The organism is Acidovorax cavernicola (assembly GCF_003581445.1).
In genome coordinates this window covers 1-22,538 of sequence record NZ_QXMN01000031.1, presented here as the reverse complement: position 1 = coordinate 22,538, position 22,538 = coordinate 1, and the positions used below count along the sequence as shown (strand labels likewise).

Below are 22,538 nucleotides of genomic sequence, written 5' to 3'. Positions count from 1 at the left end.
GCGCGCATTAGGAGTCCCATGGAAAGCCCCACGCCATCCACCGCCCCGCCCTCGTCGGCCCCACTGGTCCGCCTGCGCAACGTCGGCAAGCGCTTCGCCAACGGCACGCTCGCCCTGCAGGGCATGACGCTCGACATCGGCGAGCACGACTTCGTCAGCTTCCTGGGCCCCTCGGGCTGCGGCAAGAGCACCGCGCTGCGGCTGATTGCCGGGCTCACCCGCATCAGCTCGGGCGACATGCAATGGTCGGGCGCCAACACCGGCTCCGCCAAGGACAGCAAGAGCGACCGCGACCTGGGCTTCGTGTTCCAGGAACCCACGCTCATGCCCTGGACCAAGGTGTTCGACAACGTCTGGCTGCCGCTCAAGCTGGCCGGCACGAGCCGCGACGCGGCGGCGCCGGTGGTGCAGCAGGCGCTCGAAATGGTGGGGCTCTCGCGCTTTGCCGACGTCTACCCGCGCGAGCTCTCGGGCGGCATGAAGATGCGCGTGTCGATCGCGCGCGCGCTGGTCACGCACCCGCGCCTGCTGCTCATGGACGAGCCCTTTGCCGCGCTCGACGAGATGACGCGCATCAAGCTCAACAACGACCTGCTGGCCATCTGGCGCGAGCACCGCTTCTCGATCGTGTTCGTCACGCACAGCGTGTACGAGTCGGTCTACCTGTCGAACCGCATCGTCGTGATGGCGGCGCGCCCGGGCCGCGTGATCGACGAGATCCGCATCGACGAGCCCTACCCGCGCGGCGAAGACTTCCGCACCTCGAGCCGCTACAACGCGCATTGCACGGCGGTATCTCAATCCCTTCACGGAGCGCTCCATGGCCTCGACATCGACCATTGAAACCGTGATGCCCATGGACACCACCACCGAAGCCACGCCCTCCGCCGAGACGCTGCGCGCGCACGAAGACAAGCTGCGCCGGCGCGAGTCGATGCTGCGCATCGCCGTGCCCGTGGCCATCGTCGCGGCGCTGCTGCTGGTGTGGGAGTGGATGGTGCGGGCCAACAACATCCCGCACTACATCCTGCCCGCGCCCTCGCTCATCCTGACCACGCTGTTCGACAACTGGGGTTCGCTCTCGGGCGCGCTGTGGTTCACGGTGAAGCTCACGCTGCTCGCGCTGGGCGCCGCCATCGTCGGCGGCGTGCTGCTGGCCATTGCGTTCGCGCTGTTCAAGTGGGTGGAGATCGGCCTGTTCCCGATCGCCGTGATCCTGCAGGTGACGCCGATCATCGCGATCGCGCCGCTGATCCTGATCTACGTGTCGAGCACCACCGCAGCGCTGCTGCTGTGCGCCTGGATCGTGGCCTTCTTCCCGATTTTGTCGAACACCGTCATCGGCCTGAAGAGCGCCGACAGCAACCTGCGCGACCTGTTCCAGCTCTACAAGGCCTCGCCCTGGCAGACCTTCCGCTACCTGCTGGCGCCCAGCGCCCTGCCCTACTTCATGGCGGGCCTGAAGATCGCCGGCGGCCTGAGCCTGATCGGCGCGGTGGTGGCCGAGTTCACGGCCGGCACGGCCGGCAAGGAAACGGGGCTGGCCTCGCGCATCCTCGAATCGAGCTTCCGCACCGAGATCCCGATGATGTTCGCGGCGCTGCTGCTGGTGTCGCTGCTGGGCATCGTGATCTTCATCGTCTTCGCCGCCCTGTCGCGGCTGGTGCTCGGCCACTGGCACGAAAGCGAGATGCGCCGTGAACGCTAGGACCCCTGTGCCCCTGGTCGACTGGGACGCCGTGTGCGCCGACCTGCACGGCCTGAACATCGTCTCGGCGCCCAGCCAGCGCAAGCAGCTGTCGAAAGACTTCTACTGGTACAGCCCGATCCTCACCGCGCAACTCGCGGACTGTGTGGCCGACCTCGTGGTCAAGGTCACCAACGAGGACGACGTGCGCCAGGCCTGCGCCACGGCCGCGAAGTGGAAACTGCCGATCACCGTGCGTGCCGGCGGCACCGGCAACTACGGCCAGTGCGTGCCGCTCGAAGGCGGGCTCGTGCTCGACGTGACGCAGATGTGCCGCGTGCTCGACCTGGCCGACGGCCGCATCCGCGCCGAGGCCGGCGCGCGCATGCACGACATCGACCTGGCCGCGCGCGAGACCGGGCAGGCGCTGCGCATGTGGCCCTCGACCTGGCATGTGGCCAGCATCGGCGGCTTCATCGCGGGCGGCTTCGGCGGCATCGGCTCGTTCCGCCACGGCATCCTGCGCGACCCCGGCAACCTGCTGCGCGCACGCGTGATGACAGTGGAGCGCGAGCCGCGCCTCATCGAGCTGGTGGGCGACGAGATCCAGCAGGTGCACCACGCCTACGGCACCAACGGCGTGATCCTCGACGTGGAAGTGGCGCTGAGCCCGGCGGTCGACTGGGTGCACTGCACGGTGCTGTTCCCGACCTACCGCGGCGCGCTGGACTTCGGCATCGCCGCGCAGGCGCCCACGCTCGACATCTTCCTGCTGTCGACGGTCGAGGCCCGCTTCTCGGTCTATTACACCGCCATGCGCGACCGCTTCCCGGCCGACCGGCACGCGGTGTTCACCATGGTCTCGCCCGCGTCGATGGCGGAGTTCCGTGCTCTGGCCGATGCGCACGGCGGCACGATCTCCGTGGCCGGCACCGAGGCCGAGCTGCTCGCCGAAGGCCTGCCGCCCGCCTACGAGTGCGCCTTCAACCACACGACGCTGCAGGCGCTGAAGGCCGACCGCAGCTGGACCTACCTGCAGGTGGCCTACGCCCAGCCCTTCGACCCGGCCGTGGTCGAGCGCCACCTGGCCATCTTCGGCGACGACGTGCTGCAGCACCAGGACTTCGCGCGCGCCAACGGCGAGTGCGGCACCTTCGGCATCCTGCTGGTGCGCTGGAAGGGCGAGGCGCACCAGTACGAGGTGATGCGCGAGATCGAGTCGCAAGGCGGTGCGCAGATCTTCAACCCGCATGTCTTCACCATCGAGGACGGCGGCATGAAGACCATCGACACGCAGCAGATCGAGTTCAAGAAACGCAGCGATCCGATGGGCCTGATGAACCCCGGAAAAACGCGCGGCTGGACGCCCGACATGGCCGTCGAGCGCTGAAAACAATTAGGCTTCGCATCCCGCTCTCACCCCAACCTCCACAGGAGTCCGTCCCCATGCGCATCCCCGCTTTCTCTCTTCGGCCGCTGGCCTTCGGCCTGGTCCTCGCAGGCGCTGCCTTCGCCGCGCAGGCGCAGGAAAAGGTGGTGTTCGCCACCAACTGGAAGGCGCAGGCCGGCCACGGCGGCTTCTACCAGGCACTGGCCGACGGCACCTACAAGAAGTACGGCCTCGACGTGGAGATCATGCAGGGCGGCCCGATGGTCAACAACCGGCCGATGCTGCCGGCCGGCAAGATCGATTTCCTGATGACCGGCAACCTGCTGCAGTCCTTCGACAACGTGAAGAACGGCGTGCCCACGGTGGTGGTCGCGGCCATCTTCCAGAAAGACCCGCAGGCCATGTTCGCGCACCCCGGCCAGGGCTACGACACCTTCAAGGACATGACCAAGGCGCCCGTCGCCTTCATCGGCAAGGACGGCCAGTTCAGCTTCTGGCAGTGGATGAAGTCGGAGCACGGCTTCAAGGACTCGCAGCTCAAGCCCTACACCTTCAACGTCGGCCCCTTCCTGGCCGACAAGAAATCGATCCAGCAGGGCTACGCCATCTCGGAGCCGCTGTCGATCAAGGCGCAGGCCGGCTTCGACCCGGTGGTGCACCTCCTGGCCGACCACGGCTTCTCGACCTACGCCACCACCATCGAGACGCGCGCGGACCTCATCAAGACCAAGCCCGAGACGGTGCGCAAGTTCATCGAGGCCTCGATCGTGGGCTGGAACAACTACCTCTACGGCGACAACAAGGCCGCCAACGAGATGATGGCCAAGGCCAACCCCGACGCCACGCCCGCCGCGCTGCAGGGCTCGCTCGACCTCATCAAGAAGATGGGCATCATCGACAGCGGCGACGCACTCACCAAGGGCATCGGCGCGATGGACGAAGCCCGCGTGAAGGACTTCTACGACAAGATGGTCAAGGCCGGCCTGTACAAGCCGGGCGAGATCGACCTGTCGAAGGTCGCGACCACGCAGTTCGTCAACAAGGGCGTCGGCATCGACGTGCGCAAGAAGCTCACCGGCAAGTAATTCGTTTCGCTGTTTCCCGTGGGTCGCGCGGGGCTTGCGCCGGGGTCAGATGCCGGCGCCTGGGTTGCCATAAGGCACTGCGCGGTCCTTTGTTCCCTGGGCTCTGACCCCGTCTCGCCGAAAGGATCTGTTTTCACTCAAGCGCCCTCGCGAAGCCCTGTTGCGCGGTGCAGTGCAAGGCGCCCTGAGCGCCGTGTAGCACCGCTACACAAGCGAAGGGCAACGCCGCAATGCGCCGCGCAACAGGGCTTCCCTCCGGGCTGGCCCCGCCATACGGCGTCTGCTTTGTCGGCCGGCTTGCCCATGGATGACCATGGACTGCGCCGCCCTTCGCGCATCCACCGCATGGCGGGGCCAGCGCGAGGGCGCTTGAGTGAAAACAGATCCTTGTGCGAACCGGCCCGAACCATGAAAACGCTCGTCGTCCATTGCCATCCGAACCCTGACAGCTTCAACCACGCGCTCTACCGCACCGCCCTCGAGGCGCTCCAGCCCCGGCATCCCGTCCGGGCCATCGACCTGTACGCCGAGGGCTTCGACCCGACGCTGACACGCGAAGAGCGCATCGCCTACCTCGACAACCCCGAACTGATCCGCGAACGTGTCAAACCCCACGTCGAAGCGCTGCTGTGGGCCGAGCACCTGGTGTTCGTCTATCCCACCTGGTTCCATGGACCGCCGTCCATGCTCAAGGGCTGGCTCGAGCGCGTGTGGTTGCCGGGCGTGGCTTTCCTGCCGGCGGAACGCAAGGGGCAACTCGCGAAGTCGGGCATGCGGCACATCCGCCGGCTCACGGTGGTCACCACGGGCGGTTCGCCGCGCTGGTTCGTCATGGCCATCGGCGACCCCGGGCGGCGGCTTTTCACGCGCGCGCTGCGCGCGCTGTTCGCGTGGCGCTGCAAGGTGACGTGGCTGCAACTGCACGACATGAACGCCGTCACCGACCACGACCGCACCCATTTCATCGCGCGCGTTTCACGCACGCTGCACAACATCTAAGCAGGGAGACCCCATCATGAGCCTCGAACGCACGCTGACCGTCCGCGTGGAACGCATCTCCCGCCAGACGCCGGAAATCCTGGCCTTCGAGCTGGCCCACCCATGGGGCCGCGCCCTGCCCGGCTACGAGGCCGGCGCGCACATCGACGTGCACATGCCCGGCGGCTTCTCGCGCCAGTACTCGCTGGCGCGCGCGCCCGGCATGACGGACGACGGCGCCTACGTGATCGGCGTGAAGCGCGAGCACGACAGCCGCGGCGGCTCGGCCTCGATGCACGAGCGCGTGCGCGAAGGCGACCTGATCGCGATCAGCGCGCCGCGCAACACCTTCCCGCTGCGTGCCGAGGCGCGGCGCCACCTGCTGCTGGCCGGCGGCATCGGCATGACGCCGCTGCTGGCCATGGCGCAGGCGCTGGCCGCGCGCGGCGCCGACTTCACGCTGTGCGTGTTCGCGCGCAGCGAGGAGCACCTGGCCTTCGCCGACGCGCTGCACGCCCCCGCGCTGGCGCCTCACCTGAAGCTGCACCTGGACCAGGGCGAGGCCTCGCAACGCATCGACCTGCGCGCGCTGCTGGCCGAGCGCGCGCCCGACACGCACCTGTACGTCTGCGGCCCCGGCGGCTTCATGCAGGCGGTGCGCGAGGCCGCCGCGCACTGGCCCGAGGAAGCGCTGCACACCGAGTACTTCGCCGCGCCCACCGGCACGGCGGCGGCCACCACCGGCCTGCCCTTCACACTGAAGCTGGCGCGCCGCGGCATCGACGTGCCCGTGGCCGCCGACCAGACCGCCGTCGATGCGCTGCACGAAGTCGGCATCGACATCCCGGTGTCGTGCCAGCAGGGCCTGTGCGGCACCTGCGTGGTCGAGGGCCAGGGCGACGACGCCGAGCACCGCGACTTCTGCCTCACGACCGCCGAGCGGCGCGGCAAGGTGGCGCTGTGCTGCTCGCGCGCCAAGGGCCAGGAACTCGTGCTCGACCTGTGACGGCGGCCATGCGATCCGACGCAGTCCCCGAGGAGGTCGACGCCGCCGAAGCACCCGCCACGCGCGGACGCTCGCGCAAGTACACGCAGGTGCTCGGCCTCATCAACCAGGCCGCCATCGAGGTGTTCGCCAGCGAGGGGCTGGCCGGCGCCTCGACACAGGCCATCGCCGACAAGGCGGGCCTGTCGAAGGCGCAGCTGCACTACTACATCGACAGCAAGGAAGCGCTCTACCGGCAGGTGCTGCAGGACATCCTCACCGACTGGATCGTGGTGTTCGGCTTCAGCGACGAGGCCTTCGGTCCGCGCAAGGTGCTGGGCGACCTGATCCAGCGCAAGATGATGTTCTCGTTCGAGCATCCGCTGCGCTCGCGCATCTTCACCGCCGAGATGATGCGCGGCGCGCCCGTCATCAACAGCATGATGGACACGAGCAAGCAGCGCACCGACCAGGCCGCCGCCGTGATCCAGAACTGGATGAACCAGGGCCTCATGGACACCGCCGACCCGATGCTGGTGCTGTTCCACATTTGGGCCGTGACGCAGTTCTACGCCGACCACGCCACGCAGGCGGCCTACTACCGCAGCGCCGCGCAGCAGGGTGACGACAAGGACCGCCGCTATCTCATCGAGCAGGTGACGGAGTTCCTGCTCAAGGGCGCAGGCGTCAAGTAGCGCTGCGCAGGGGGAGGAACATGGTGGCTTCTACTTCCACCAGCACCTCGTCGCCCGGCAGGAAGCGCGACACCTCCACCACCGTGCTCACCGGCGGCTCGCCCGGATAGAACAGGCCGCGCACGCGGTTGTAGAAGGCGTAGTGCGGCAGGTGGCGGAAGTACTGCACCAGCTTCACCACGTCTTCCATGGTGCCGCCGTGCTCGGCGGCGATCTGGCGGATGCGCTCCAGCACGAACCAGCTCTGCGCCACGATGGGCGCTTCGAACACGTCGACCGACATCTGGCCCGTGGCATAGCCCACGCCCTGCAGCGCGGTGCGCGCGGCTTCGGGAATGGCGTCGTAGCCCGCGACCGCGCGGCGCGTGGCCGGGTCGACGGCGACCACGCCGCTCATGAAGACGAAATCGCCGACGCGCTTGGCGGCGGCGTAGTTGGCCATCGGCTTGCCCATGCTCATGATGCGGTCGGCTCCAGAAGTTGACCCGCGCGATAGATGTGGCGCAGGCGGCCGCGCGGGCCGATGAGTTCGTGTTCGTCGGTGGCGGCGAGCACCACCAGGTCGGCCGGGCAGCCCGGTGCGATGCGGCCGTCCCACGCCAGGCCCAGTGCCTTCGCGGGGTTCACGGTGATGGTGTCGAGCCAGTCGGCGGCGGGCGCCAGGTGCGCCATCTGCACGCCGAGGCCGAAGGTCTCCAGCAGGTCATAGCTGCCGTAGGGATAGAAGGCGTCCTGCACGTTGTCGGTGGCCAGGCTCGCGCGCAGGCCGTGCGACGCCGCCTCGCGGATGCGCGTGATGCCGCGCGCCACGGGCGTGCGGTCCCACGCGCCCTGCAGGTAGAGGTTGGTGGTCGGCAACGCGACCAGGTGCAGCCCCACACCGGCGCACAGTGCAAGCGTTTCCGCCGCCACCGCGTCGTCCTGCACCGAGAGCGAGCAGGCGTGGCCGCAGACCACGGGCCCCTTGAAGTCGCGCGCGCGCACCAGCTGCGCGATGCTGCGCAGGCCGCTGGCGTCGGTGTCCAGGCCCTCGTCGACATGGAAGTCGAGCCCCAGCCCGTGCTGCTGCGCGAGATCGAACACGCGGCCCAGCTTGTGGACGAGGCCTTCGTTGCGATAGACGAAGGCGCCCAGCGTGCCGCCCGCGCGCTTCACTTCGCGTGCGATGCGCTCGCCGGCCGCGAGATCGGCGAACACGTCCAGCGGCACGAGCGCGACGAACTGCAGCTCGATGTGCGCGCGCCATTCCTCGCGCAGCGCCTCGAACACGGCCAGTGCGGCCGGTGTTTCGGCCTCGACCCAGTCCAGGTGCGTGCGCAGTGCGCGCGTGCCGGCGCGCCAGGCTTCGTGCAGCGCGCGCTCCATGCGCAGGCGCAGCGACGCACCGGTCCAGCTCGCACGGTGCCGGCCCATGCGCTCGATGGCGGTGAACAGGTCGCCCTGCGCGGCGCCGACGTCCTGCACGGTGAAGTTCTTGTCGATGTGCGCGTGCGCCTCGACGAGGGCGCTCAGCAGCGTGCCGCGCGCGTGCGACTGCGAGGCACTGGGCACGATGGCCGCGATCCTGTCGCCCTCGATCGTGACGTCGAAGACCTGCGCATCGCCCGCATCGAAGCCGCGCAGCGGCGCCGGAATGCGCAGTGCCTCGAGCCGCGTGGGGGTGGTCATGCGCGCTGGCGCCAGTCGCGCAGCCAGCCCAGGCCGGCCGAGGTGCCACCGGGTTCCATGCCGCGGCGCGGACGGTACTCGCAGCCGACCCAGCCCTGCCAGCCGCACTGCGCCGAGACCTCATCGATCACCCCGAAGAGGTAGTCGTAGTTCTGCTCGCCGACATCGGGCTCGTGGCGCTCGGGCACGCCCGCGATCTGCAGGTGGCCGACGCGGCCGGTGGGCAGGTACTGGCGCAGCTTCATCGCCACGTCGCCCTCGACGATCTGGCAGTGGTACAGGTCCATCTGCACCTTGAGGTTGGGCGCGCCGACGGTCTCGGCGATCTGGTGCGCGTGGTCCTGCCGGTTGAGGAAGAAGCGCGGAATGTCGCGCGTGTTGATCGGCTCGATGAGCACGTCGCGCCCGGCCTTCGCGGCTTCGGCGGCGGCCCAGCGCAGGTTCTCGACGTAGACGGCTTCTGCCGCATCGCGTGCCAGGCCTTCGGGCACGAGGCCGGCCATGATGTGGATGCGCGGGCAGTCGAGCGCCACGGCGTAGTCGATGGCCTTGGCGATGCCTTCGCGGAACTCCGCCTCGCGCCCCGGCAGGCAGGCCAGGCCGCGTTCGCCCGCGGCCCAGTCGCCGGGCGGCGCGTTGAACAGCACCTGCTGCAGGCCGTTGGCCTTCAGCTTCGCGACGATGGCTTCTTTCGTGAAGTCGTAGGGGAAGAGGTACTCGACAGCCTGGAAGCCATCCTTGGCGGCAGCGTCGAAACGGTCGAGGAAATCGAGCTCCGGGTAGAGCATCGAGAGGTTCGCGGCGAATTGGGGCATGGGGTGTTTGTACTACCAGCGCGCACCGAATGTGCGGCGCAGTTCATCGATCTGTTCGGGGGTGAGCGGCGCAGGCCGTGTGGCCTGCGTGAGCATCTGGAGCTTGGCGGTTTCTTCCAGCTCTTCGAGCACCGACATGGCGGCGGCCGGCGTGTCGTGCCAGACGTTGGGGCCCAGGCGCGCGAGCATCGCCGCGCGGATCGGCGTGCCGGCCGCGCCGTAGCGCGCGATGGTCCGTGCCACCTGCTCGGCCGCTTCGGGCGCGCCGGGCCGGTGGTACGCGATGACCGGCACATGGCCGACCTTCATCACGAAGTAGGGCGTGAGCGCGGGCAGCAGTTCGGCTTGCGGGTTGCCCAATGTCAGGGCGACGCAGTGCGTGCTGTGCGTGTGGATCACGCAGGCCGTGCCGGCATCGAAGTCGCGCGCGGCGGCGTAGATCTTCGTGTGCAGCGCGATGGTCTTGCTGGCGCGGTCGCCGCCGGTCTGCATGCCCTGCGCATCGAGCCGCGCGAGCCGCGCGGGGTCGAGGAAGCCGAGGCAGGCATCGGTCGGCGTGATGAGAAAACCGTCGTCCAGCCGCACGCTGATGTTGCCGGCCGTGGCATGCACGTAGCCGCGCTCGAACAGGCTGCGGCCGACGCGGCAGATTTCTTCGCGGGCTTCGTTCTCGGTCATGCGAGGACTGTAAAGGCCTTGGTGAAGAAATCGTCGCTGCCGAAGTTGCCCGACTTCAACGTGATGTGCAGGCCCGCTTCAGGCGCAGCATCCGAACGCGCATGGCACCACGGCACGCCGGGGTCGATCTGCGGACCGATCTGCATCTGCGCGATGCCCAGCGCCTGCACGCACGCGCCCGAGGTCTCGCCGCCGGCCACCACGAGCTGGCGCACGCCCCGCTCGACCAGGCCGCGCGCGATGGCGGCGATGGTGCGTTCGACCATCGCGCCCGCCTCTTCCACGCCCAGCCGGCCCTGCACCGACTTCACGGCACCAGCTTCAGCGGTCGAGTAGACGAGCACCGAGCCCTGGTCGATGCGCGGTGCGGCCCAGGCCAGCACCTCGGCCGCGACGTCCACGCCTGCCGCGATGCGCAGCGGATCGATGGCCATGGCCGCGCCGCCACGCTGGATGAAGTCCAGCACCTGCCGGTTGGTGGCGAGCGAGCAGCTGCCCGAGACGATGGCGGTCTTGCCGCCGGCCTTCGGCAGCGCACTGGCCTGCGACGACGGCGCGAGGCCGAAGTTGGCCGGCAGGCCGATCGCCACGCCCGAGCCGGCCGTGAGCAGCGGCAGCTTCGCGAGCGCCGGGCCCATGCGCAGCAGGTCGTCGTTCGAGACCGCGTCGACGATGGCGATGCTCACGCCTTCGGCCTTCAGCTGCGCGATGCGCGCCTCGATGGCCTCGGCGCCGCGCGCCACGACCGCGTGATCGATCAGCCCCACCTTGCGCGTGCACTGCGCCTGCAGCACGCGCACGAGGTTGGGGTCGGTCATCGGCGTGAGCGGATGGTTCTGCATGCCGCTCTCGTTGAGCAGCACGTCGCCCGCGAACAGGTAGCCCTTGAACACGGTGCGCTTGTTGTCGGGGAAGGCCGGCGTGGCGATGGTGAAGTCGCAGCCCAGGGCCTCCATCAGCGCCTCGGTCACCGGGCCGATGTTGCCTTGCGCCGTGCTGTCGAAGGTGGAGCAGTACTTGAAGTAGATCTGCTGCGCACCCTGCGCCTGCAGCCAGCGCAGCGCATCGAGCGACTGCGCGATGGCCTCGGCCGGCGCGATGGTGCGCGACTTGAGCGCGACCACGACCGCATCCACGTCGGCATCGAGCGGGCCTTCAGGCACGCCGATGGTCTGCACCACCCGCATGCCGGCGCGCACGAGGTTGTTGGCCAGGTCGGTGGCGCCAGTGAAGTCGTCGGCGATGCAGCCGAGCACAAGCTTCGCCATCGCTCAGCCCTTCAGCGGCAGCGTGACCGCCTGCGCGTTCTCGCGCACGTAGTCGCGCAGGATCGCGTCGAAGCTCGCGTCGGCCTTCAGGCCCAGCGCTTCGGCGCGCGCGGCGTGGATGCGGCTGGGCCAGCTGGTGACGATCTTCGCGATGGCGGCGTCGGGTTCCCAGTCGATGAGGGCGGTGGCCTCGGCGCCGGCGACGCGTTCGAGCGCCTGCGCCATCTCGCGCACGGTGGTGGTCAACGCGGGCAGGTTGATCGCCGTGCGCGCGCCCCATTCGGCGGCGGTTGCGGTGGCGGCGCGCACGATGCCGGCGACGGTGTTGCCGGGCGAGGCCAGCGCGACCGGCGTCTCGGGGGCCACGGGGCAGCGCGCGCGCACGCCGGCCAGCGGCTCGCGCAGCATGCCGCTCAGGAAGCTGGAGGCCGCGCCGTTCGGGCGGCCCGGACGCACCGACACCGTCATGAGCCGCACGTTGCGGCCCTGCACGAAGCCCTTGCGCGTGTAGTCGGCCACGAGCTGTTCGCCGATGAACTTCTGGATGCCGTAGCTGTTCTGCGGCGTGGGCAGCGTGGTGTCCTCGATCACGGCCGGCAGGCGCTGCTCGGGCGAATCGCCGAACACGGCGACCGAGCTGGAGAACACGAACACGGGCGCGTGGCCAGCGGCGCGGCAGGCGTCGAGCAAGGCGCGGGTGGTGTCGAGGTTGCTGCGCATGCCGAGGTCGAAGTCGGCCTCGCATTCGCCGCTCACGGCGGCGGCGAGGTGGAACACGGCGTCGGTGTCGGCCAGCGGCAGCGCGCCATTGGCGGCCTGCTCGTACAGGTCGCCCTGCACGAACTGCACGCGCGCGTCGGCCGCCAGGTCGGCGGGCGGCGGCACGCGATCGGCGAGCGTGATGCGCGCGATGTCTTTGGCCGGGCCGCCGGCCAGTGCGAGCGGGCCGCCTGCGAGCAGGGTGCGGGCGAGGCGGGCGCCGAGGAAGCCGCAGCCGCCGGTGATGAGAACGTTCATGGTGTGTGTCTTTCCTAGTTCGGTGGAGCGCTAACGCCCGAGGCTATTTCTTCGATTCTTTCGATTCTTTCGCGGCAGGCACTTCGATGCCAGGGAAGATCTTGATCACCGCGCTGTCGTCCTCGCGCGCATAGCCCGCGGTCGAGGCCTGCATGAACATCTGGTGCGCGGTCGACGACAGCGGCAGCGGAAACTTGCTGGCGCGCGCCACGTCGAGCACCAGGCCCAGGTCCTTCACGAAGATGTCGACGGCCGACAGCGGCGTGTAGTCGCCCGCCAGCACGTGGGCCATGCGGTTCTCGAACATCCAGCTGTTGCCGGCGCTGTGGGTGATGACCTCGTACAGCGCGTCCGGGTCCACGCCCTCGCGCAGGCCCAGCGCCATCGCCTCGGCGGCGGCGGCGATGTGCACGCCGGCCAGCAGCTGGTTGATGACCTTCACCTTGCTGCCCGCGCCGGCCGAGTCGCCCAGGCGGTAGACCTTGGCGGCCATCGCGTCGAGCATCGCGCCGGCCTTCTCGTAGGCGGCCGGGGTGCCGGCGGTCATCATCGTCATCTGGCCGCTCGCGGCCTTGGCGGCGCCGCCGGAGATCGGTGCGTCGAGGTACAGGATGCCCTGCTGCGCGAGGCGCGCCTCGAGCGCCACCGACCAGTTGGGGTCGACGGTGGAGCACATCACGAACAGGCTGCCGGGCTTCATCGACGCGGCGCAGCCGGGCGTGGTGCCGTCACCGAACAGCACCGACTCGGTCTGCTGCGCATTGACGACCACGCTGACCACGATGTCGCACTGCGCGCCGAGCGCGGCGAGCGTGTCGCAGGCGGTGCCGCCCTCGCGCGCGAAGGCCTCGGCCACGCCGGGGCGCACGTCGAACACGTGCGGCGCATGGCCCGCGCGGCGCAGCGATTGCGCCATGCCGCTGCCCATGGCGCCCAGGCCCACGAGGCCGACGACGGGAGTGTTGGAAGAAGAAGTCATGTCGCGTGTCCTTCGATCAGCGGTTGACCAGTTGCTTGGGCGTGAGCCACACGCCGATCGCGCCGAGCACCAGCGCCGCGGCCAGCACGTACATGCCGATCTGCGTGCTGCCCGTGAGGTCCTTCAGGTAGCCGATGAGGTACGGGCTCACGAAGCCCGCGAGGTTGCCCACCGAGTTGATGACCGCGATGCCGGCTGCCGCCGCCGTGCCCGACAGGAAGGCGGTGGGCAGCGACCAGAACAGCGGTGCGCAGGTCAGCACGCCGGCCGCGGCGAGCGACAGGAAGGCCAGCGACACGGCGGTGTTCTGCGTGTACGAGGCCGCGACCGTGAAGCCCACGGCGCCCATCATCGCGGGGATGATCAGGTGCCAGCGGCGCTCGCGGCGCGCGTCGGCGCTGCGGCCGAACAGGTTCATCGCGACGATCGCGCACAGGAACGGAATGGCGCTGAGCAGGCCGATGTTGAAGTTGCCCTGCACGCCCGTGGCCTTGACCAGGGTAGGCAGCCAGAAGGTCAGCGCGTACTGGCCCATCACGAAGGCGAAGTAGATGAGCGCCATCCACCATACGCGCGCGTCGCGGAACATCGCGCCCACCGAGTGCGGGCCCTTGGCGCCGTGCGCCTGGTCGCGGTCGACCTCGCGCTGCAGCAGCTGCTTTTCTTCAGGCGTGAGCCAGCGTGCATGCTTGATGCCGTTGTCCAGGTAGAACAGCACGACCGCGCCGATCAGCACGGCCGGGATCGCTTCGATGATGAACATCCACTGCCAGCCGTGCATCGACGACACGCCGTGGAAGGCGTCCATGATCCAGCCCGACAGCGGGTTGCCGAAGATGCCCGCCACGGGAATCGCCGACATGAACACCGCGATGATCCGCGCGCGCCGGTGCGCCGGGTACCAGTGGGTCAGGTACAGGATCACGCCGGGGTAGAAGCCGGCCTCGGCCACGCCGAGCAGGAAGCGCAGGATGTAGAAGCTGGTCGGCGATTCCACGAACACGAAGCAGGCCGACAGCAGGCCCCAGGTGATCATGATCCGCGCGATCCACACGCGCGCGCCCACGCGGTTGAGCAACAGGTTGCTCGGCACCTCGAACAGGAAGTAGCCCAGGAAGAAGATGCCGGCGCCCAGGCCGAACACGGTTTCGCTGAAGCCGAGGTCCTGGCCCATCTGCAGCTTGGCGAAGCCGACGTTCACGCGATCGAGGTACGCGATCACATAGCAGAGCATCAGGAAGGGCACGAGGCGCCAGAACACCTTGGCGTAGGCGCGTTTTTCGAGCGCGGCGTCGGCAGGCGTGCCGGCCGCGAGAGGCTCACCGGCCTGGAGGGTGGAAGTCATTGGGAGGGAGTCCGCTGGATGGAAAAACGGGGTCGTCCCGTCACCCTGCGGCGCGGTCGCCCCTTACTTGTCAGGTCATCATACAAATTTAAGACAAGCTGCCGGATACGGGATAACCCGCACATCGCGGTCCGTCGAACGGATTGCGAGCGTGGGCTTACTTGCCCGCTGGCCAGCCTTCGACCAGGGGCCGGGCCAGCTGGGCGCCTTCCTGCTGCCAGAAGGCCGGGTCGGCCTGCTCGATGCGGCGGATGGCGTTGTCCATGTGGGCCTTGGCCGCTTCGCGCGCGGCCAGCGGGTCGCCGGCGTCGATCGCCTCGACGATCCGCAGGTGCTCCTGCGCCACTTCGCGCGCAAAGTCGGCGCGGCGCGCCTCGTTGGCGCGCGTGACACGGGTGGCGCCATGCAGGAACTGCCGCAGGTACTGCAGCGTGCCGATCAGGAACGGGTTGCGCGCGGCCTCGGCAATGGCGCGGTGAAAGCGCACGTCCTCGTCGGCCCCGTTGCCGCCCAGCACCACCGCCGCATGCAGCGCATCGATGGCGTCGCGGATGCGCAGCATGTCCTCGGGCGTGCGGCGCTCGGCCGCGAGCGCGGCCACCTCGGCCTCGAGCGCGCGGCGCAGTTCGACCATCTGCACCACCGCTTCGCGCGAAGCCACGTGCGGCATCTCGAAGCGCAGCGGCTCCACGCCGGCAGCGCGCACGTACACGCCGCTGCCCTGGCGCGAATCGACCAGCCCGAGCGACTTCAGCCGCGACATCGCCTCGCGCACCACCGTGCGACTCACGCCGAACTGCGTGGCCAATGCGGTCTCGGTGGGCAGCCGGTCGCCTTCCGACAAGCGCCCGCTGCGCACCTCGGCCACGAGCGCATCGGCCACCTGGTCGGCCAGGCGGACGGCGGGAGCGAGGGACTGGAATCGGGCGGTCATGGGCGCGGGAAGGCGGTGGGGTCTGTGACTCTACCGCAGGGCACCGCGGTGCCCTGCCCCATCGCCGGACCCGCGTCAGAGACCGAGCGCGTGCCGCGCGGCCCGCGCGATGCTCGCCGCATCCACGCCGAAGAAATCGCGCAGCGCGGCGCGCGTGTCGCTGCGCCCGAAGCCGTCGGTGCCCAGCGTGAGGTAGCGGCGGCCTTCGGGCAGGAAGGCGCGCACGCTTTCGGGCAGCGCGCGCACGTAGTCGGTGGCGGCGACGATCGGAGCCTTGCCCTTGCCGAGCTGCTGCGCGATGAAGGGTGTGCCGGCGTCCTTCTCGCCGGCCAGTGCGCGCTGCTCGCAGGCCTGGCCGTCGCGCGCCAGCTCGCTCCAGCTCGTGACGCTGAACACCTCGGCCTCGATGCCTTCGTCGGCCAGCTGCTGCGCGGCCTTGATGACCTCGGTGAGGATCGCGCCCGAGCCGAGCAGCGTGACGCTCTTCTTCGCCTTGCCCGAAGCGGGAGCGTAGGTACCGAAGCGATAGCAGCCGCGCAGCACCTCGGCCTCGACGCCGGCCGGCAGGTCGGGCTGGGCGTAGTTCTCGTTCATGAGCGTGACGTAATAGAACACGTCCTGCTGCTCGACCATCATCTCGCGGATGCCCGCGTCGACGATGACCGCCATCTCGCCCGCGAAGGCCGGGTCGTAGGCCTTGCAGTTGGGGATGGTCGCGGCCACGAGGTGGCTGCTGCCGTCCTGGTGCTGCAGGCCTTCGCCGCCGAGCGTGGTGCGCCCCGAGGTGGCGCCCAGCAGGAAGCCGCGCGCGCGCTGGTCGGCCGCCGCCCAGATGGCGTCGCCCACGCGCTGGAAGCCGAACATCGAGTAGTAGATGTAGAACGGCAGCATCGCCAGGCCGTGCACGCTGTAGCTGGTGGCCGCGGCGGTCCAGCTCGCGATGGCGCCGGCTTCGCTGATGCCTTCTTCAAGAATCTGCCCGTCGGTCGCTTCGCGATAGCTCAGCACCGAACCGATGTCTTCCGGTGCGTAGCGCTGACCCACGCTCGAATAGATGCCGACCTGCTTGAACAGGTTGGCCATGCCGAAGGTGCGCGCCTCGTCGGCCACGATGGGCACGATGCGCGGGCCGAGCGCCTTGTCCTTCATGAGGTTGCCCAGCATGCGCACGAAGGCCATGGTGGTGCTCATCTCCTTGCCGGCCGCCGCGGTGGCGAACTGCGCATAGGCCGCGAGGTCGGGCTTGGGCACGACGTCGCACGCGGTCTCGCGGCGCGGCATGGCGCCGCCGAGCGCTTCGCGGTGCTGGCGCAGGTAGCGCATCTCGGCGCTGTCTTCGGCGGGGCGGTAGAAATCCATCGCGGTGGCCTGCGCGTCGGTGAGCGGCAGGTTGAAGCGGTCGCGGAACTCCAGGAGGTCCACGTCGCCCATCTTCTTGTGCGAGTGCGTGGTCATCTTGCCCTGCGCGGCGCTGCCCATGCCGTAGCCCTTCTTGGTGTGGGCCAGGATCACGGTGGGCTGGCCCTTGTGCGCGGCGGCTGCGGCGTAGGCGGCGTGGATCTTCACGAGGTCGTGGCCGCCGCGCTTCAGACGGTCGATCTGCTCGTCGGTCATGCCTTCGGCCAGGCGCGCCAGCTCGGGGTTCTGGCCGAAGAAGTTGTCGCGGTTGAAGCGGCCGTCCTTGGCGGCGAAGGTCTGCATCTGGCCGTCGACGGTTTCGGCGAACACGCGTGCCAGCGCGCCGCTCACGTCCTGCGCGAACAGGCCGTCCCAGTCGCTGCCCCACACGAGCTTGACGACGTTCCAGCCGGCGCCGGCGAAGAGCTTCTCGAGCTCGTCGATGATGCGGCCGTTGCCGCGCACCGGACCATCGAGGCGCTGCAGGTTGCAGTTGACGACCCACACGAGGTTGTCGAGCTTCTCGCGCGCGGCGAGCGTCAGCGCGCTCATCGATTCGGGCTCGTCCATCTCGCCGTCGCCGAACACGCCCCACACCTTGCGGCCTTCGCAGTTCAGCAGGTTGCGGTGCGTGAGGTAGCGCATGAAGCGCGCGTGGTAGATCGAGCTGATCGGGCCGATGCCCATCGAGCCGGTGGGGAACTGCCAGAAGTCCGGCATCAGGTACGGATGCGGATAGCTGCACAGGCCGCGCGCGCCGCTGCCGTCCACGAAGGCAGGTGCGGTGAGTTCCTGGCGGTAATGGTTCAGGTCGTCTTCGCTCAGGCGACCTTCGAGGTACGCCCGCGCATACACGCCGGGCGCGCTGTGCGGCTGGAAGAACACCAGGTCGCCGCGATGCGCCGGGCTGCGCGCATGGAAGAAGTGGTTGAAGCCGGTCTCGAACAGGTCGGCCGCGCTCGCGTAGCTGGCGATGTGGCCACCGAGTTCGCCGTACGCCTGGTTGGCCTTGGCCACCATCGCGAGCGCGTTCCAGCGCATCAGCGAGGCGAGCTTTTCCTCGACCGCGAGGTCACCCGGGAACGGCGGCTGGTCGGCCGCGGCGATGGTGTTGACGTACGGCGTGGCCAGTTCGGGCTGCCAGCCGATGCGCTGCTGCCGCGCCAGCCGTGCCAGCTCGGCCAGCATCTGGCGCGCACGCTGCGGGCCCTGTGTCTGCGCCAGCGCCAGGAAGGCGTCGCGCCATTCGGCGGTTTCCTCGGGGTCGGGGTCGTGCGAGGGCGGCGTGTCGAGCAACAGGGCGCGCATCTGGTCGGCGGAGATCGGGGCGTTCATGCCAGCACTTTAAGCCGCCTCAGGAAAAATTAGCTACCGGCACCTTTGATTTCATGGCTATTGGGAAGCATAAAATGCCGCAACCCGAGCGCTTCACGGAATTTCATGGAACTCGACGCCATCGATCTGCGCATTCTCGACGAGCTGCAACGCGACGGCGCCCTCTCCAACGTGGAGCTGGCGCGCCGGGTGCACCTGTCGCCCTCGCCCTGCCTCGCGCGCGTGAAGGTGCTGGAGACCGGCGGCGTGATCGACCGTTATGTGGCGCTCGCGAACGCCAAGGCGCTGGGCCTGGGGCTGAACGTGTTCATCTCGATCAGCCTGACCACGCAGAGCAAGCAGTCGCTGGCCGACTTCGAGCAGCGCATCGCCGAGCACGACGAGGTGATGGAGTGCTACCTGATGACCGGCGACAGCGACTACCTGATCCGCATCGCCGTGGCCGACATGGCGGCGCTGGAGCGCTTCATCATGGAACAGCTCACGCCGATTCCGGGGATCGAGAAGATCCGCTCGAGCTTTGCATTGAAGCAGGTCAGATACAAAACGGCGCTGCCGTTGCCGACAGCGCCGCAGTAATCGGTACTTCCCCAGGCTTCGCGCACTTCGTGTCGCTGCGCCCCCCTCGCCGGGGGCAACACCGGTGGCCCGGCAAAGCCGGTTCCACGGTGTTTCCCGAAGGGGGTTGAGGACGCTGACGCTTACAGGCCGATCAGGCCGCCGTCGTTCTTCGTGATGACCACGGTGGCCGAGCGCGGGCGGGCGTTGCCACCTTGCGGCCAGTGGCTCAGGAACTTCGTCGGATCGCCGATGTCGGTCTTCTCCGTGTTCTCGCCCGGGTGCTGGATGTTCACGAACAGCGCACGGCCGTCGCCCGATTCGGCGATGCCGGTGATCTCGCAGTCCTTCGGGCCCACCAAGAAGCGGCGCAGGCCGTCGGTACCCGGGGCCTTGCCGACGAAGGTGGCCTGCTGCACGGTGGTAGCGCCGTCGAAGTTGGTGATGGTCTTTGCCCCGCCGTCGCCGACTGTGCCGGGCAACGCTGCGAGCAGCATGCAGTTGGTCACGTCGGTGTACTTGCCGTCGTCGGTCTCGAGCCACAGCAGGCCGGGGGCGGCATGGCTGAACCACATGCCGTCGGGGCTGGAGAAGTCGTTGTCGGCGCCGAGGGCCGACACGTTCACGTCCGCCGACGCGGTCGAGCGCGCGCCGAAGAGGTACACGTCCCACTTGAAGGTGACGGCCGTCGGGTCACCGCCGGTGTCGGCGAAGCGGACGATGTGGCCGTTCGGGTTGCCCCTCTGTGCGGTCGTGCCCTTGGGGTCGTTGTAGAAACGCGGGTTGGCGGCGTCGGTGCCATTGGCGCCATTGATCGTGCGAGCCGCGTTGTTGGTCAAGGTAAGGTACACCTCGCCGTTCTTCGGATTGACGGCCGTCCACTCCGGGCGGTCCATCTTCGTGGCGCCAGCCGCATCGGCTGCAAGGCGTGCATTGAGCACGACATCGGCCGCATCGGCGAACGCGTAGGGGGCGTAGCTTGCGGTGATGTTGTTGACACCAAGCTTGAGTTCAAGCCAGTCGCCCGTGCCGTCGGCCTTGAACTTGGCCACGTAGAGCTTGCCGTCGTCCATGTACTTGTCGCCGGAGGCGATGCCACCGCCGATGTCGGCCGCGTCCCAGTTCTTGGTGGACACGAACTTGTAGAGGTACTCGCCCTGCGAGTCGTCGCCCATGTACCAGACCAGCGGCTTGCCGACCACGACCGGGCCGAGGCAGGCGCCTTCGTGGCCGAAGCGGCCGAGGGCGGTGCGCTTCTTCGGCGTGCTCGTCGGGTTGAACGGATCGATCTCGACCACCCAGCCGTAGGTGTTGTGGCCGTTGCGGTAGTCGTCGGTGGCAGTGGCGCCGATGACTTCGGTGTTCCAGCGAGCATGGATGTCGGCGCCACCGGCGACGGTGGCCCAGAGTTCGCGGCCAGTGCCGGACACACCGTAGCGGGAGAAGGTTGCAAGTTCCTTCGCCGAGCGCTTGGTGTCGTCGTTGGCCTTGACGCGGCGGAAGTAGCCCGCCCAGTTCTCTTCGCAGGTCAGGTACGTGCCCCACGGCGTGGTGCCGTTGGCGCAGTTGTTGAGCGTGCCGCGGGTCTTGCTGCCGTCGGTCGAGTACTTGGTCTTCAGGTAGTCAGTCTTGGCGGCCGGACCCGAGAACTGCATTTCGGTCAGGGTATGGACGCGGCGGTTGAAGCTCGAATCCTGCTTGTAACTCCAGGCGTTGCCGTTCTTGTTCACCTCGATCACGCTCACGCCGTGCAGGTAGAACTCGCGCAGCACTTCGTCGGCGACGGTGCGTGCACCGCTCACGACGGTCTGGCCAGTCGGGTGCAGGAACAACGGCGTGATGGCTTCGTGGTTCATCACCAGCAGGCCACGCGAGGCGTTGGCCGCGTCCCACTTGTTGGAGCCGTTCATGCCGAAGAAGGTCATGCCGTCATGATGGTCACCGGCGCGGCGGTCATAGGTGGCCGGATCGTCGGTGCCGTCGTTGTTGTACGCGGCCACGCCGGCGGCGATCGGGTCGCCCAGGCGGTAGAGCACGCTGGCGGTGTAGCCGGCGGGCACCGTGACCACGTCGTCGAGGCTCTTGGCGACGGCGTTGAAGCCCAGCTTCATCGGCGAGGGGGCCGGTGCGGGGGCCGGCGCCGGCGCAGGGGCTGGTGCGGGCGGAATGATCGGGAAGGCTGCGCCCCCGCCACCGCCACCACCGCAGGCCTGCAGCAGTGCGGTGCCAGCGGTGCCGACGCCCAGACCGAACAGACGGCGACGGCTCAGCCGCGATGCGATCAGGTCGGTGAAGGAAGGGTTCGGGGAATCGTTGGTGCCGACATCGTCGAGATCGACGCCGTGGGCGTCCGTGCGGGTGTTTGCGGTCATGCGCAATATCTTTCGTGGGTTGGGAGAAAAACCAGCCCACGAAGTTAGGCACTTCGCATGACATCCCCGTGAAAGACTCAGCTCCCGGTCAGCCTTGTCGGGGCAGTGTCAAGAAAGCTTCACGTCGATGCAACACATTGGCTGTCACGCAAGCGCACGCAGCACCATGCGCATTGCACGCATCTGCCGCATTCCATCGAGAGACACCGCAGAACCGGCTTTGCCGGGCTGCAGGTGTCGCCCCCGGCAGGGGGTTGGCGAAGCGACACGAAGTGCGCGAAGCCTGGGGGCGAGCCCTATTTATGGCGCCGGCAACTGCCTCGGCCACAGCGCCCACAACCGCAGCGGCTGGTTCACGCTCGCCGCCAGCCGTCCGGCCTCGGCGCCGGTGCCCGCGAAGTAGTCGGCGCGCACGGCGCCGAGGATGGCGCTGCCGGTGTCCTGCGCCACCACCAGCTTCTGCAGCTGCGCGGCCGGGCCACTGGACGCGAGCCAGACCGGCGTGCCGTAGGGAATGCTCTCGCGGTCGACGGCAATGGAGCGCCCCGCCGTCAGCGGTACGCCCTGCGCGCCGCGCGGGCCGAAGGCGGCGTCGAGCTCGCTCATCGTCTCTTCGCGGAAGAACACGTAGCGCGGGTTGCTCCACATCAGTTGCGACACGCGCTGCGGGTTCTGCGCGGCCCAGGCCTTGGTGTCGTCGGGCCACTTGCCGACCTTGGACACGCCCTGGCTCATCAGCCATTGCTGCACGCTGCGGTAGGGCTGCTCGTTGGTGGCGGCGAAGGCCACGCGCACGGTGTGCTGGTAGCCGTTGGCCTCGGTGATGCGCAAGCGGCCCGAGCCCTGGATGTGCAGCATCAGCGCGTCGATGGGATCGGCCATCCAGGCGATCTCGCGACCGCGCAGCGCGGCCTGGGCCTCAGGCAGGGTCTCGATCTCCTGGCGCGTGAACCAGGGGCGCTTGGGCACGAGGCCGTCGGGCGTCTGGTACAGCGGCACATTGAAGCCGGCCGAGGGCACGCGCGAGGCTTCGTACACGGGCTCGTAGTAGCTGGTGAGCTTGCCCTCGCTCTGGCCCGCGAGCGACTCGACGCGGTAGGGCTGCAGCCGGTCGGTCATCCAGCGGCGCTGTTCCTCGGGCGTGGCGATGGCGAGCTGGCGCACCTCGCGGCACAGCGGCGCAAAGGCGGCGTTGGGGCGCGCGCAGTTGGCCAGCAGCGCGATCCAGCCTTCATGCAGCGGGTCTTCGCTGAAGCCCGGCAGTTCGGACCAGCCCACGGGCACCCAGCGGCTCTTGGGGTGCGCGAGCGAGCCGGTCAGCGGACCGAGGTCGCGCGGCGGGGTGACGGTG

At 68.8% G+C, this 22,538-nt stretch carries 20 protein-coding genes; 8 read left to right on the top strand and 12 right to left on the bottom strand.

Translation table 11 applies throughout. The features are described 5' to 3' along the window. The first annotated feature begins 18 nt into the window (after positions 1-18). The 7 genes from D3H34_RS21800 to D3H34_RS21770 all read left to right on the top strand — a co-directional run bounded on the left by D3H34_RS21800 (position 19) and on the right by D3H34_RS21770 (position 6,820). Complete coding sequence (locus tag D3H34_RS21800; protein ID WP_119556335.1) at positions 19-843, top strand: ABC transporter ATP-binding protein; 825 nt, start codon at positions 19-21, stop codon at positions 841-843. Then, on the top strand, positions 821-1,708 hold the full coding sequence (locus tag D3H34_RS21795; RefSeq protein ID WP_205736790.1) for an ABC transporter permease: 888 nt from the start codon (positions 821-823) through the stop codon (positions 1,706-1,708). Before D3H34_RS21800 ends, D3H34_RS21795 begins: the two co-directional genes overlap by 23 nt. Beyond that, on the top strand, positions 1,698-3,077 hold the full coding sequence (locus D3H34_RS21790; RefSeq protein ID WP_119556334.1) for an FAD-binding oxidoreductase: 1,380 nt from the start codon (positions 1,698-1,700) through the stop codon (positions 3,075-3,077). Before D3H34_RS21795 ends, D3H34_RS21790 begins: the two co-directional genes overlap by 11 nt. A gap of 56 nt (positions 3,078-3,133) precedes the next feature. After that, entirely contained in the window at positions 3,134-4,162 is a 1,029-nt protein-coding gene (locus D3H34_RS21785) for an ABC transporter substrate-binding protein (RefSeq protein WP_119556333.1), read from the top strand. Positions 4,163-4,570: 408 nt separating this feature from the next. Beyond that, a complete protein-coding gene (locus D3H34_RS21780; RefSeq protein ID WP_119556332.1) occupies positions 4,571-5,161 on the top strand; it encodes an NAD(P)H-dependent oxidoreductase in 591 nt (196 codons plus the stop codon). 16 nt (positions 5,162-5,177) lie between these two features. Continuing rightward, complete coding sequence (locus D3H34_RS21775; protein WP_119556331.1) at positions 5,178-6,146, top strand: PDR/VanB family oxidoreductase; 969 nt, start codon at positions 5,178-5,180, stop codon at positions 6,144-6,146. An 8-nt stretch (positions 6,147-6,154) separates the two neighbouring features. Further along, positions 6,155-6,820 (top strand): TetR family transcriptional regulator C-terminal domain-containing protein, encoded by a 666-nt coding sequence (locus D3H34_RS21770; protein WP_119556383.1) that lies wholly within the window; start codon positions 6,155-6,157, stop codon positions 6,818-6,820. On the opposite strand, the gene D3H34_RS21765 is transcribed toward D3H34_RS21770, so the two are convergent. From D3H34_RS21765 to mdeB, 10 genes are all read right to left on the bottom strand, one after another. After that, positions 6,813-7,280, bottom strand: a complete 468-nt coding sequence (locus tag D3H34_RS21765) for a RidA family protein (RefSeq protein ID WP_119556330.1) — start codon at positions 7,278-7,280, stop codon at positions 6,813-6,815. The two genes, D3H34_RS21770 and D3H34_RS21765, sit on opposite strands and share 8 nt — an antisense overlap. Beyond that, positions 7,277-8,488 carry an amidohydrolase family protein gene (locus D3H34_RS21760; RefSeq protein ID WP_119556329.1) on the bottom strand — a complete coding sequence of 404 codons (1,212 nt, stop codon included), beginning with the start codon at positions 8,486-8,488 and terminating at the stop codon, positions 7,277-7,279. The genes D3H34_RS21765 and D3H34_RS21760 overlap by 4 nt, the downstream gene beginning before the upstream one ends. Continuing rightward, positions 8,485-9,303 carry a 2-oxo-tetronate isomerase gene (gene otnI / locus D3H34_RS21755; RefSeq protein ID WP_119556328.1) on the bottom strand — a complete coding sequence of 273 codons (819 nt, stop codon included), beginning with the start codon at positions 9,301-9,303 and terminating at the stop codon, positions 8,485-8,487. The genes D3H34_RS21760 and otnI overlap by 4 nt, the downstream gene beginning before the upstream one ends. Positions 9,304-9,315: 12 nt before the next feature. Continuing rightward, positions 9,316-9,981 (bottom strand): class II aldolase/adducin family protein, encoded by a 666-nt coding sequence (locus tag D3H34_RS21750; protein ID WP_119556327.1) that lies wholly within the window; start codon positions 9,979-9,981, stop codon positions 9,316-9,318. After that, complete coding sequence (gene otnK / locus D3H34_RS21745) at positions 9,978-11,249, bottom strand: 3-oxo-tetronate kinase (RefSeq protein ID WP_119556326.1); 1,272 nt, start codon at positions 11,247-11,249, stop codon at positions 9,978-9,980. The genes D3H34_RS21750 and otnK overlap by 4 nt, the downstream gene beginning before the upstream one ends. A 3-nt stretch (positions 11,250-11,252) precedes the next feature. Then, a complete protein-coding gene (gene denD, locus D3H34_RS21740) occupies positions 11,253-12,266 on the bottom strand; it encodes a D-erythronate dehydrogenase (RefSeq protein WP_119556325.1) in 1,014 nt (337 codons plus the stop codon). Between the two features lie 43 nt (positions 12,267-12,309). Then, entirely contained in the window at positions 12,310-13,245 is a 936-nt protein-coding gene (gene ltnD, locus D3H34_RS21735; RefSeq protein WP_119556324.1) for an L-threonate dehydrogenase, read from the bottom strand. Between the two features lie 16 nt (positions 13,246-13,261). Continuing rightward, positions 13,262-14,590 (bottom strand): MFS transporter, encoded by a 1,329-nt coding sequence (locus D3H34_RS21730; RefSeq protein WP_119556323.1) that lies wholly within the window; start codon positions 14,588-14,590, stop codon positions 13,262-13,264. 157 nt (positions 14,591-14,747) lie between these two features. Further along, a complete protein-coding gene (locus D3H34_RS21725) occupies positions 14,748-15,524 on the bottom strand; it encodes a FadR/GntR family transcriptional regulator (RefSeq protein WP_119556322.1) in 777 nt (258 codons plus the stop codon). A gap of 75 nt (positions 15,525-15,599) precedes the next feature. After that, positions 15,600-18,257, bottom strand: coding sequence for an alpha-ketoglutarate dehydrogenase (mdeB, locus tag D3H34_RS21720; protein ID WP_119556321.1), 2,658 nt, complete (start codon positions 18,255-18,257; stop codon positions 15,600-15,602). A gap of 105 nt (positions 18,258-18,362) precedes the next feature. Here mdeB and D3H34_RS21715 point away from each other — a divergent pair, with 105 nt between their 5' ends. After that, a complete protein-coding gene (locus D3H34_RS21715; RefSeq protein ID WP_119556320.1) occupies positions 18,363-18,836 on the top strand; it encodes an Lrp/AsnC family transcriptional regulator in 474 nt (157 codons plus the stop codon). Between the two features lie 122 nt (positions 18,837-18,958). Here D3H34_RS21715 and D3H34_RS21710 read toward each other — a convergent pair whose 3' ends face one another. Both D3H34_RS21710 and mltA read right to left on the bottom strand, forming a co-directional pair. After that, the gene (locus tag D3H34_RS21710; protein WP_119556319.1) at positions 18,959-21,187 is read right to left on the bottom strand and encodes a PhoX family protein; all 2,229 of its coding nucleotides are present in this window, start codon (positions 21,185-21,187) and stop codon (positions 18,959-18,961) included. A 300-nt stretch (positions 21,188-21,487) separates the two neighbouring features. Next, positions 21,488-22,538 (bottom strand): murein transglycosylase A (gene mltA / locus D3H34_RS21700; RefSeq protein WP_119556318.1); only part of this gene is annotated, 1,051 nt, incomplete at its 5' end.